The following is a 13,171-nucleotide window of genomic DNA, read 5'->3' as shown; positions in this document are numbered from 1 at the left end:
TAAAGTTTATGGTGTAGAAAACGCGTTATATCAGACACAGCAATACAAGGTTGTATGTTTCATCATACAACAACACATCACCGCTGCCATTTGCTTGCCAGCGTTGTTTTGTATTGCCAATGCTTTTGATAAACTGATTTTCATGTTGTATCTTGTTGATTTACATTTGCTTACATGGAAATTGAGCCGCAAACGATGCCCAAAAGTAAAGCATTGATTTTATTTTCACAAAAACAAGGCCTAAAAATTTGGAAAGGTTCGGGTAAGAAAGTCGTGTTATTTCACCTCTTTCCACCATTGCCCGAAGTGCTGCGGCTCGTCGGTGAAGCGCACCACTTGCCCGATTTTTGGCGTAACCAAATCAAGGCCGTATTGGGCATTGAGGCGCGTAATTTCGTTTAGTGGCTCGTCCCAAGCGTGCAATGCCAACTCGAATTTGGACGAATGTACAGGTATAACGTGTTTTGCCTGAAGGAGTTGTGCGGCTTTGAGCGTTTCTTCGGGTAGCGAGTGTATTGCCTGCCAAGCCAAATTGTACTGGCCATTTTCCATAATTGCCCAATCTATCGGCGCAAACTTTTTGCCTATTTCTGCAAAATGATTTCCGAAGCCGCTATCGCCACCCACCAAGATTTTTTGCGTAGGCGTTTGCAACAACATCGCTATCCAAAGCGTATTGTTTCGTTTGAAAGTTCTACCCGAAAAATGGCGGGCTGGCAGTGCATGAATTTTTAACTGATTGTCAATGTTTACGGTTTCGTCCCAATCCAATTCCGTGATGGATTCGGGCGCATAACCCCAATATTCCAAATGCTCGCCTACGCCCAAACCGCACACAATTTTCTTTACTTTTCCTTTCAGTTCCTTGATGGTGGCGTAGTCTAGGTGGTCGTAGTGGTCGTGGGAAATGAGTAAATAATCTATTTCGGGCAAATCGGCTACGCTGTAAATATTTGTGCCTTCAAAAGCAGTGTTAGAACTAGCAATCGGCGAAGCATTATTGCTAAAAACAGGGTCAATCAGAAATTTGAGGCCGTCCACTTGCATGTAGTATGAGGAATGCCCGAACCAAACAAATACGTTTTCGTTGGGCGGCAACTGCTTCAAATCTGTTTTGACGCTCGGCAAAGGGCGCGGCGGTCGGCCTGTTTTACTTTTATTGAAGAAAAAATCGAAAAGAATTTTGGGCATGGAATAGCCTTCGGTCAGTTGGGGTGTGGGCATGAGGTTGTCAAATGCGCCATCGCGGTAATGTGGGGATTTTTTCATTCGCTCAAGGCGTTGGTCAGCGGGAGCTTTGCCGAAAAGCGGCTGTTGCAAAAATATAAATACGGCCAGTGCCAATACTGCTACAATAGCAAGGGTTATAAACATGATACGTCGGAAGATTAATTTCATTTTGGGTTTATTGTGTCTGATTTGCCCAAAACAACTGGCTGCCAGAAAAGTTCATAATTACTTTAACCCAAAATCAATAAACCCAGCAGCATTGCCACCGACGCAAACAAACCAATGCCCAAAATGATGGGAATAATGAGGGTACGCTGACGGTTTTCGTGCCGAATTTTTTGCCATAAAAAATAACTGATAATTCCGAAAGGGTAGGAGATAACCACTGCCGCCCAATACGCCCAAATGTAAGACGTAAGGGCAAACCAAAGGGCTGTGATTAGTCCCAAAGTGAAAAAAATATCATTGCGTTGGATGCCCATATTTTCAGAAAAATTAGAGCGCGATGGGGCGCACGGGCAACTGTATGACGACAACCGTACCCATAACACTATTGTCTGGAGCTTTAAGTTCTTCGATCGAAACACTACCGTGTCGGCCTTCTGTATCGCGGATTTGTTCGATTCGTTCACGGCTGACAATCAGGCCAGTATCTTTGTGAAGGCGACCTTGCGCCCTGTATAACTCGCGCGAAGCCTCCAGCCCGATGCCATTGTCTTGTATAATAATTTGCAAATAATTTTCTGAAATTCGTTCCAGTACGATGTTGATACGACCGCGTTTTTCTTTGTGAGCCAAACCATGTTGTATGGCGTTGTCCACGTAAGACTCCAAAATAAGCGGCGGAATCCGCATTTTGTCCATATCAATTTTTGGGCTGATGCTGATTTGAAAGCTCATTTGCTCGCCCAGACGCTGTTTTTCTAATTCTAAAAAATCTTGTATCGTGCTGATTTCCTGCGCAATAGTTACGAAAGATTGTTGTGAATTGTTGATGTTCGTGTCCACCCAATTCACAAAAGTATTAAGGCTGTTATAGGCCTGTTTTTTCTCGTCGTCTTTGATGAGTTGCTGAATGGTTTGGCTAGACTGCTTGAGCAAATCTCTTTTGAGTGCCAACTGTAAGGCTTGTTGCTCTAGTTGGTGGTTGCGCTGTTGTATCATTTTTTTTGCTCGCTCTCTGATAAGCAAATAGGACACGCGGCGGGTGTAAATTTGCCAAATCAGGATACCTAACGCAATGCTACACAGCGAAATAAACCACCATTTTAACCAAAATGGCGCAGCAATACTAAATTTCACATCTTCGGTATTGCTCCAGCCACTATGAAAACGCCTGCAACGTACCTGCAAAACATAATCGCCGTGCGGGAGTTCGGCCAGTTGTAAACGCCCGTTGGTTGTCGTAATCCATGGGGCATCTTTTCCGTTACGACTCAAACGGTATTCATAAGATACCAAATTAGCGTACCGATAAGCGATTCCCACAAAATAAAACTCTAAATTGTTTTCGTGCGTCCGAAGGGCTATTTTTTTAGGGTTTTTAATCAACACATCGTCAATACGCACTTGGCTGATGAGCAGCGTCGGAGGAGGCAAAAGTCCTTTCAAATCGCTTTCCGAGAAATGACATAAGCCATTGTTGGTTGCGACATAAAGATTACCGTGTTGGTCGGCACAAACATCATTTATTTCGTTCGAAGGCAGGCCTTCTGCCATTGTAATAGACGATATAATCCATTCTTTTCCAGCAAGTTGTATATGCGTAAGGCCGTTGTTGGTACAACCCCAAATGTTTCGGCCATCTTTCATATACAATTTATTGCACACGTTACTTACCAGTCCGTTATTGACAGATACCCGCTTGATAATACGTTGGCCTTGTACCTGAAACAGTCCCAGCCCCGCCGTGCCGATGAGCAAACTACGGTCTGGCAGCAACAGAATAGAAGTAATACGGCTCTGAAAACGCAGCGGTGACATACCAATTTGGCCAGAGGCTTCGTCAAAATACATCAGGTCTTTGCTGGTTGCAAACCAAATCGTATCGTTGTTGCCTTTGCATAAAGTATAGGCCGCAGGATAATTGGTCAGTACATAATTTCTAAAATCTTTGCCCGAAGGTGTCGGCAGATACTGCGACAAACCCATAGACGTAGCCGAATATAAACTCTGATTGTCGTGCAATATGCTTTTCATTGAGTTTACTTCTTTGAGTACTGCGGGGCGGTCTTCGCCTTCCCAGCAATACAAACCCATGTCGGCGGCTATCCAAAGTTTGCCGAATGCCCATACAAACTGGCGAATTTTGTTGGTTTGACGAGGACTTTTGAGTTGGAACAACGAAAGGTTCTTGTTTTCCCAAAACCCAAATTGCCCATTATCGAAACCCACGAGCAGCCCCATGCCTTCGCCACAACTAGCCAAACTGGTTACTTTACTGCTGGGCAAGCCTGTGCTTTGATCGTATAGATTTATTTTATCGAATTTGTTGGCAAAAAAATAAAGTCCTTGATTCAGGGTGCTACACCACAAATTCCCTTCGTGGTCGCGCATGAAATGACCCACTTCTACACCTTTCAGATAATGGTTGCGGTGTTGCTCATGGCGTGGTTTTTGGTAATTTTCGATGACATAAACACCGTTGTACGTTCCTATCCAGAGCCTATCGCTGGGGTCTATGTAAAAGCAATTCAGGTTTTGGAAATTAAAATGCACTGAGTCGGTAACGGTGTAAGTGTATTTCCCGATTTCTACATGAACACTAAACGAGTCGGCATAAAATGAGGCTTTTTCGTCTTCGTGTACAGAATAATATTTGCGCCCGACTTTGTAGCGTTCGCCGTAAAGTCGGAATAGATTGTTGGTACTACTAAATCGCATTTTACCTGCGTAGGTTTGCACGCAAATGATCCCTTGTTTGTCGCGAAAAAAGAAGCACGGCACATTCATTTTGCTCGTGGCAACTTCCACGTTGTAGTGCTGGACTTGCTGGCCGCTAATGCGCACGATGCCATTGCGGAACGTCCCGAGCCAAATATCTCCGTTGTTTTTGTCTTCGTAAATGCAGGTAAATTGGGAAGGCGATTCGGCTTTAGCCAAAAAAGCCGTATTGTTTCCGTTGTAAAATTTATTGTTAAAAAAATAAGAAAGTTTACCGTTATAGGTCAAAAACCAAATGCGCCCTTGGGTGTCTTCGTAGGCTTTGAAAACTTCGTTGTCGGAAAGACCATTGTCTGTGGAAAAATACTCGAAATTTTGCCCGTCGAAGCGATTCACGCCCGAACTAGTCATTATCCAAAGATAGCCTTTGGAATCTTGCATCGTAAAATAAACCGTAGAAGAAGCAAGCCCTTGATTTACAGTATAATGCTTGTGAGGAAAATAGGAATGTAATTGTCTTTCGTCTTGCGCTTTGCAAGCCAGAGACAGCATTAACCAAAAGCCTAATAGCCCAAAAAAATTCCTCATGTATTTGCAATAGTGTGTTTTGTCGCTAAATCTAATAAAATGAATGTATTTTACAAACAAAAAACCACCACAACCCCAATTAAAAACTTAAATGAGGTTGTGATGGTTGAAACGAATAAAGGAAAAAATTATTCGTGTACTTCTTTTTTACGACGCACTAAACCTTTGTACGGATTGTAGTGGTTTGTATTTTTTTGATAATAACCTGTGCCATCATAAACGCGTTTGTCGGGTTGCGATTTGCATTCTGCCGAGCAACTACCTTCCATTTCCCAGCCGCATTTTTCGCACATGGCTATGTGGTTGTTACAATGTTCGTTAGCACAGTTAATCATGCGGTCGGATGGCGTGCCGCAAACATAACATTTAGAAATTACAGTCGGGTTTGCAGTGTTTACATCTACAGCAATGCGATTATCAAACACATAACATTTCCCTTCAAAGTCTGCGCCTTCCGCTTCCATGCCGTATTTGATGATGCCGCCGTGCAACTGATACACATTTTCAAAGCCATTTTCGAGCAAATAAGCACTTGCTTTTTCGCATTTGATGCCGCCTGTGCAGTACGTCAAAATCTTTTTGTCTTTGTATTGTTCCAACTCCGCCAATTTGTCTGGGAACTCACGGAAATTGTCAATATTCAAGGTTACGGCATTTTTGAAACGACCTAATTCGTGTTCGTAATTCGAGCGAACGTCCAAAATTACAACGTCTTCGTCGTCTTTCATGGCCCTGAACTCTTTGGGTTCTAAGTGAATGCCCGTGCGTTGGTTGGGGTCAATGCTTGGCAAACCTACGTGTACGATTTCGGGTTTGTAGCGCACGTGCAATTTAGAAAATGCATGTTTGTCGTGGGCTTCTACCTTAAAATCCGTTTTGGCAAAACGTGGGTCAGATTTTACATGGTTCATGTAGGCTTCGCAGTCGGCCACCAAGCCCGAAACCGTTCCGTTCAAACCCTCTTTGGCCACGATGATGCGGCCTCTGATGTTGTTTTCCAAACAGAACAAATGGTGTTCTTCTCTAAATGCTTCGGGGTCTTCGATGGGCGAATAGCAGTAATACAGCAGCACGCTGTAAGGCTTTGTAGATTCCATAATTTTTTAACGATTCTGCCTTCATAGCAGATGTTTATGTTAATAAAAAACTGCCGCAAATGTACGATTTTCTTTCCACAAACCCGAATGATATATGTCAGCGCGGCGGCCAACTCTTGCCGCAATTTGCTACAAATAGTGGTAGTGTTGCAGCAGCGCGAACAGCTCCATGAGCCACGCCACGCCCAAATGAATGGCAATGCCGCCCCAAATATTTTGGGTTCGGCTCGCGATAACGCCCAGTATCAGGCCGCCAAACATGGAGCCAATGGTTTCGCCCAAAGGCTTGTCAAAATGAATAAAAATATACAGGCTTGTGGCTGCAAAAATTACGGAAGAACCCGTGTATCTTAGCAAGCAAAAAATAAGAAATCCTCTGAAAAATAATTCGATAAAAACAAAACTTATTCCGTAGCAAAATTCATAGACTGCTATTGTATAAGTTTTAGGCCAATTAAGGATAATTTCCGCTTGATTGTAGTCTGGGCGATTGGGCAAATAGCGCGGATATTGTTTCAGAAAATCAGGAAGAAAAGAAGCAGAAAATATCAACGGAATCATGATGCCAAGCATAATGGCATACGGTTTCCAGTCAAAATTTTGTGTGCTAAAGCCGTAAAAACTATTGGTGTGTTTTCGGTCAAAAAAATACCAATAAACCAACATTAACGGCACAACAAAAAGCGGCCTAATAACACTATTGCAGCATTTTAAGATAAAATATTGTAAATGATAGTCTATTTTTTCGGTTACTAAAAAAGAGTACAAACTGGCCGAATTGATATAAACAGCCAGTAAAAAAAGCGCGAAAAAACTAATCCACCAAAACTGTTTGGTTGGTAGTTTTGGTGGATTAGGAGCGAATATTTTGTATAATAAAAAAGGCGTAAACCAAGCAACTCCATAGAAAATAGTAAAAACAAAAACCTTTTCTACAAAAGGAAAATTTTGCGCATCTATGTACTTATCTTTGAACCGATAACCGTAATTTATTCCAATGCAAATCGCATTAAAAACAAACCAAGCTATCCAGAATTTTACAGAATTATGTTCTTTGATAAAGTCTTTTAGATACGCAATTATTTTATACATTTTCTATGGAGCAATTAGCCTAAATAATTAACTAATGGTTTGTTGTAAAAGCGCGATTTCGGCTACCAATTTTTCCCAAAGTTCCATTTGCTCTGCCAAATTCGCTTCGATTTGCGTGCGTTCTGCGTTGTGTTTGTGCAAAAGCTCCACACTTCCGAACACTTCTGGTTTGGCTAACTGTGCATCTACCAACGCTTTTTGTTTTTCAAACTCCGCGATTTTTTGCTCGGTTTGTTCGAGTTGGCGTTCTGCTTTTTTCAGGTTGTTTTGAGCCTCGCGACGCGCATCGTTGGCGTGGTTTTCTTTGGCTGCCGAGTCGTTTTGCTTTTTAGGCAATGGCGTAGGCGTAACACCTGCTTTGCGGTCGGCTTCGCGTTGTTCACGCCAATATTCGTACTCCTCAAATGTGCCTGGGTATTCTTTAATTTCTTGATCTTCGATGTACCAGATTTTGTTGGCGATTTGGGACACAAAGAAACGGTCGTGGGAAACGACTACAAACGTACCTTCGTACTGTTGCAAAGCCTGAATCAGGATGTTTACCGACACAATGTCCAAGTGGTTGGTCGGTTCGTCCAAGAGCAAAAAGTTAGCTTCCGAAATCAGGGTTTTAGCCAATGCCACGCGCGATTTTTCACCACCCGAAAGCACTTTGATTTTCTTGAAAACATCATCGTTGCTGAACAAGAAACAGCCCAACACGCCGCGCAATTCCATTTCGGTTTTGGCCGTGCCTGTTTGTTTGAGTTCGTCGAGCAAATTGCTTTCCACGTTTAAAGATTCCAACTGATGTTGCGCAAAAAACGATTTAATCACGTTGTAACCCGCCGTGCGTTTGCCTTCGATGGGTTCGCTGCCGTCGATGATGCGCAACAGCGTTGATTTTCCGCGACCGTTTGCCCCAATAAGTGCGATTTTGTCGCCTTTTTCGATGCGTGCCGTCGTGTTATTGAGGATTTGCAAAGAGCCGTAGGCTTTAGAAATATCTTCCAGTTCCAACACGTTGCGGCCAGACTGTTGCGAGAACGTGAAACGGAAATTTACGCGCGCCGTTTCGTCCACGACATCGTCTATCATGTCGATTTTGGCCAATGCTTTCACGCGCGATTGCACTTGGCGCGATTTGCTGGCTTTGGCCTTGAAACGCTCGATAAAACGTTCTGTTTGACGGATTTTGGCTTGTTGGTTTTCAAACGCGCCTTTCTGGATTTCGTTGCGAAGGGCTTTTTCTTCCAAATAAAAAGAATAATTGCCCGAATACACATTTATTTTTTGTTGCGAAACTTCCGCGATGGTTTCTACGGTATTGTCCAAGAAAAAGCGGTCGTGGGAAACGATAATAATCGCACCTTCGTAAGTTTCCAAGTAGTTTTCAATCCACTCAATAGACGGCAAGTCCAAGTGGTTGGTCGGTTCGTCGAGCATGAGCAACGAAGGTTTTTGCAAAAGCAATTTGGCCAACATCACACGCATACGCCAACCGCCCGAAAACTCGCGCAAAGGGCGTTGCAGCGACTCAGTCGAGAAGCCCAAACCTTCCAAAATTTCTTCGGCACGCGACTGCAACGTATAGCCGTCGAGTTGCTCGTATTCCTCTTGTAGGCGAGTGAGTTTGTCCACGAGTTTGTCCTCGTAGTTCACTTCCATTTGATGCAAAACTTTATCAATTTCTACTTGCAACTGCAAGGCACGCTCAAAAGCCTGCATGGTTACGTGCAAAATAGAATCGTCACTTTGATAACTCAGCAAATCTTGGTTCAAAAACCCAATGCTACAATCATTGCTTTTGGAAATAACACCGCCGTCGGGTTGGTATTCGCCATCAATCAAACGCAACAGCGTAGATTTTCCTGTTCCGTTTGCGCCAATCAGACCGATTCTGTCTTTGGGTTTGATGTGCAACGAAGTGGTATCGTAGAGGGTTCTGCCTCCAAAATGAAAAGAAAGGTTGGTAATCGAAATCATGCTATTGGGCTAAATATGAATAAGAAACACGCCATTTGATGCAAAAATTGCGGACAAATTTAGTAGATACATCGCATACTTTTATGATATGCCGCCGAAAAGACATAGGTTTTTCTGTTTACCCAAAAAATACAAAGATTTGCGGCTGTATAGTGCAAAAGTGGCAAATAAGGTTATTTTTGCCGATTCCAACTCGCGCAGAACAGCCGAGCAAGGCTCTCGAACTACTTTTTTTGATACAAAAAATGAAAAATATATTTCTGTTGCTTTTGGGTTTGTGCATTGTTTGTCAGCCAGTTTTGGCACAAAAAAACAAAGCGACTCAAGCTAAACGCAAACCCTTAACCCGTTTTACTAAAACCATGATGGCACTGAATCGAGTAGCCAACTTGCCCAACGCTGCCCAACGCAAAGACGCGGTGGCGGATTTTTGGGAAGAAATGGTTTCGGAAGGAAATGTACCTTATATCTCTGGCGACTCGGTGGCATTTTTGTACAAAGGCGAAGCCGATTCCGTATTTTTTCATGGCGATTTTGATGGCTGGAGCGCACGCCCCGAAGGTTTTCAGAGTCGCGCACGCCGCGTAGGCAAAACAGATATTTGGTTGCTCAAAGCCTCTTTTCCTTCGGCGGCTCGCTTGGATTATAAAATTGTGGTAAATGACCGCTGGATATTAGACCCCGCCAACCCGTTTCAGCAATGGGGCGGTGCTGGGCCAAATTCGGAATTGCGAATGCCCGCGTGGCACATCGAACCCGCTACCGTACCCAACTACGATATTGTACGCGGCAATTTGAGCGAAAATATCCGAATCAAAAGCCGTAAACTTGGTTATGATGTTCAATATCAAGTTTATACACCTGCCGACTACGAGGACTTACGCAATTTGCCGACTATTTACCTGACCGACGGACAAGAATATTCTTCTTCGCAAATGGGAAGTATGATTACGGTTTTGGATAATTTGATTGCCAATAAAGAAATAAAACCAGTGATTGCCGTGTTCATTGACCCGCGCAATCCTGATACGCTTTCGCAGAATCGCCGCGAAAAGGAATTGTTGCTCAATGATAAATTCGTGGATTTTGTGGTTACGGAACTTGTGCCCGAAGTGGATTACAATTTCAAAACCAGCCGCAAGGCTGCCGACCGCGCCATGATGGGGCTGTCGTGGGGTGGTTTAAGTACGGCTTATTTTGGTTATAAGGCTTCGCATACTTTCTCAATGTTAGGGTTACAATCTCCCGAATTTGGCGACAAACCCGAAATTTATACGTTTTACGAACAAAGCCCTAAGTTGCCGATTAGCCGTATTTTTATGAGTACAGGCACGATTAGGGACACGGAAAAAAGTGCCAGACGCATGAAAGAGATTATGGAGAAAAAAGGCTACATCGTGCAGTATCGCGAAGTGCCCGAAGGCCATTCGTGGGGCAATTGGCGTGCGCTAATAGACGAGCCATTAATCTACTTTTTTGCAAGATAAACAGTGTTACAACTGGCCTTAATTTAGAATTGTTCTAATTTGCAAATTAAATGACAACTGTCATTTCCTTGCCTGTTTGTTTTCGTACTTTTGCCCATGTCGGCTTGGGTAGCTTGTGGCTGCCGAGCTTAGATGAGAGATTTTAAATTATTAACAATCAATATACTTCAAACTTATCAATTTCATCATGGCTTTTGATATAGAAATGATTAAGGCCACTTACGCTCGCATGGGTGAGCGTGTGGAAGCCGCCAGAAAAGTAGTAGGCCGTCCGCTTACTTTAACCGAAAAAATCTTGTATTCTCACCTTTCAGAAGGTTTGTCTACACAAAAATATGAGCGTGGTAAGTCTTATGTGGACTTCAACCCAGACCGCGTAGCAATGCAAGATGCCACAGCACAAATGGCTTTGTTGCAATTTATGACTGCTGGTAAAGACCGCGTTGCTGTTCCTTCGACAGTTCACTGCGACCACCTTATCCAAGCAAAAGTTACAGCCTCAACGGATTTGGCCGTAGCAAACAAAGAAAACGAAGAAGTTTACAATTTCCTTTCGTCAGTTTCTAACAAATACGGCATTGGCTTCTGGAAACCAGGTGCTGGTATCATTCACCAAGTTGTATTGGAAAACTATGCTTTCCCAGGTGGTTTGATGATTGGTACAGACTCACACACTGTAAACGCAGGTGGTTTGGGTATGATTGCTATCGGTGTTGGTGGTTCTGACGCTATGGACGTAATGGCAGGTATGCCATGGGAGCTTAAAATGCCAAAACTTATCGGTGTGAAACTTACTGGTAAATTGAGCGGCTGGGCTTCTGCAAAAGACGTTATTTTGAAAGTGGCTGGTATTCTTACTGTAAAAGGTGGTACTGATAAAGTAATCGAATATTTCGGTGAAGGTGCAGAATCTTTGTCTTGTACAGGTAAAGGTACTATCTGTAACATGGGTGCTGAAGTGGGTGCAACTACTTCTACATTCGGTTACGATGAGTCTATGGAGCGTTATTTGCGTGCAACAAGCCGCGCAGACGTAGCTGATTTGGCCAACACTGTAAAAGCACACTTGACTGCTGACCCTGAAGTGTATGCAAATCCTTCGGCTTACTTCGACGAAGTAATCGAAATCAATTTGTCTGAACTTGAGCCTTACGTAAACGGCCCATTTACGCCTGATTTGGCTACACCTATTTCTAAATTGAAAGAAGTAGCTTTGGCTAACGGCTGGCCAATGAAAGTTGATGTTGGTTTGATTGGTTCATGTACCAACTCTTCTTACGAAGATATTTCTCGCGCAGCTTCTTTGGCTGAACAAGTAGCAGCTAAAAAATTGAAAACTAAAGGTGAATTTACCATCACACCAGGTTCTGAATTGGTTCGTTACACTATCGCTAAAGATGGTTATGTAGAAACATTCAATAAAATCGGTGCTGAAGTATTTGCTAACGCTTGCGGTCCATGTATCGGTATGTGGGCGCGTACAGGTGCTGACAAGCAAGAGAAAAACACCATTATTCACTCGTTCAACCGTAACTTCAAAGCACGTCAGGACGGCAACCCAAATACTTACGCTTTCGTGGCATCGCCAGAAATCGTAACGGCTTTGGCTATCGCTGGTGATTTGGGCTTCAACCCACTTACAGACACGCTTATCAACGAAGACGGCGTAGCAGTGAAACTTGACGAACCAAAAGGTTTCGAGTTGCCAGTAAAAGGCTTCTCAGTAGAAGACCCAGGTTATCAAGCTCCTGCGGCTAACGGCTCTGGCGTACAAGTGGTAGTAGCTCCTACTTCTACTCGTTTGCAATTGCTCGAATCGTTCAAGGCTTGGGAAGGTACAGACCTTTCAGGTTTGAAACTTCTTATCAAAGCCAAAGGAAAATGTACTACTGACCACATCTCTATGGCTGGTCCTTGGTTGAAATTCCGTGGCCACTTGGACAACATCTCTAACAACTTGTTGATTGGTGCTACAAACTTTGCTAACGAAAAAGCAAACAGCGTTAAAAACCAATTGACTGGTGCTTATGATGCAGTTCCAGCAGTACAACGCGCTTACAAAGCGGCTGGTGTAGGTTCTATCGTGGTAGGTGACGAAAACTACGGCGAAGGTTCTTCACGCGAGCACGCAGCGATGGAGCCACGTCATTTGGGCGTAAGAGTTGTATTGGTAAAATCATTTGCTCGTATCCACGAAACAAACCTTAAAAAACAAGGTATGTTGGCTCTTACGTTTGCAAACCCTGCTGACTACGACAAAATCCAAGAAAACGACGTGTTGGACATAGTAGGTTTGACTTCATTTGCTCCTGGCGTACAGCTTACAGTGGTACTTAACCACGCGGATGGCTCGAAAGAGGAAATCAAAGCAAACCACAGCTACAACGACGGTCAAATTGGCTGGTTCAAAGCGGGTTCGGCTCTTAACCTTTTGAGACAACAAAAGTAATCGGCTGAATTAAGTTTGTAATAAACATAGAAAACTCACCTTGTTATGCGCAATGCAATAGCAAGGTGAGTTTTTTTTATTGCTTTTGATAGTGTTAATAAATTATGGGAATGACGATAACTGCAACATTGAATTTGTGGCTGGTTTTATTCCGTTTTTTAAAAATAGTTTTTCGTGAAAAAATAAAATTTTTTTCAAAATTGTTTACATTTGCTTTTGTGTTGGTATAGATGAAAAAAAGAAAGATAATTATATTGTGTATTATAATCTTTTGGGTATGAACCAAGGCGTTGTATGGCATAAATAATTTTTTAATATATAATATATCTTGGTTAAGCTAAAAAAATAGTAGTTTTGCCAAAGAGAAGCATTAACATTAA

8 protein-coding genes are annotated in these 13,171 nt (G+C 43.0%); 2 read left to right on the top strand and 6 right to left on the bottom strand.

Annotated elements, in window-relative coordinates:
- Positions 1 to 276 precede the first annotated feature (276 nt).
- The 6 genes from BM090_RS03300 to BM090_RS03275 form a co-directional block, all read right to left on the bottom strand.
- Positions 277 to 1,398, bottom strand: coding sequence for an MBL fold metallo-hydrolase (locus BM090_RS03300; RefSeq protein ID WP_221405326.1), 1,122 nt, complete (start codon positions 1,396 to 1,398; stop codon positions 277 to 279).
- A gap of 62 nt (positions 1,399 to 1,460) precedes the next feature.
- A complete protein-coding gene (locus BM090_RS03295; RefSeq protein WP_091507276.1) occupies positions 1,461 to 1,712 on the bottom strand; it encodes a hypothetical protein in 252 nt (83 codons plus the stop codon).
- Positions 1,713 to 1,725: 13 nt separating this feature from the next.
- The gene (locus BM090_RS03290; RefSeq protein WP_143083850.1) at positions 1,726 to 4,701 is read right to left on the bottom strand and encodes a ligand-binding sensor domain-containing protein; all 2,976 of its coding nucleotides are present in this window, start codon (positions 4,699 to 4,701) and stop codon (positions 1,726 to 1,728) included.
- 128 nt (positions 4,702 to 4,829) lie between these two features.
- Positions 4,830 to 5,798: an oxygen-dependent tRNA uridine(34) hydroxylase TrhO gene (gene trhO, locus BM090_RS03285; RefSeq protein ID WP_091507269.1), complete on the bottom strand. Its 969-nt coding sequence runs from the start codon at positions 5,796 to 5,798 to the stop codon at positions 4,830 to 4,832.
- Positions 5,799 to 5,927: 129 nt separating this feature from the next.
- Positions 5,928 to 6,890, bottom strand: coding sequence for a CPBP family intramembrane glutamic endopeptidase (locus BM090_RS03280; protein WP_091507265.1), 963 nt, complete (start codon positions 6,888 to 6,890; stop codon positions 5,928 to 5,930).
- A 27-nt stretch (positions 6,891 to 6,917) separates the two neighbouring features.
- On the bottom strand, positions 6,918 to 8,855 hold the full coding sequence (locus BM090_RS03275; protein ID WP_091507262.1) for an ABC-F family ATP-binding cassette domain-containing protein: 1,938 nt from the start codon (positions 8,853 to 8,855) through the stop codon (positions 6,918 to 6,920).
- 245 nt (positions 8,856 to 9,100) lie between these two features.
- Between BM090_RS03275 and BM090_RS03270 the strand changes: the two genes are divergently transcribed.
- Entirely contained in the window at positions 9,101 to 10,342 is a 1,242-nt protein-coding gene (locus tag BM090_RS03270) for an alpha/beta hydrolase-fold protein (protein WP_177199821.1), read from the top strand.
- Between the two features lie 187 nt (positions 10,343 to 10,529).
- On the top strand, positions 10,530 to 12,791 hold the full coding sequence (locus BM090_RS03265; protein WP_091507254.1) for an aconitate hydratase: 2,262 nt from the start codon (positions 10,530 to 10,532) through the stop codon (positions 12,789 to 12,791).
- Positions 12,792 to 13,171 lie beyond the last annotated feature (380 nt).

This window comes from Flexibacter flexilis DSM 6793 (assembly GCF_900112255.1).
In the GTDB taxonomy this organism is placed as follows: domain Bacteria; phylum Bacteroidota; class Bacteroidia; order Cytophagales; family Flexibacteraceae; genus Flexibacter; species Flexibacter flexilis.
The sequence above is the reverse complement of the archived record's forward strand: the minus strand, read 5'-3'. Positions and strand labels throughout refer to the sequence as shown.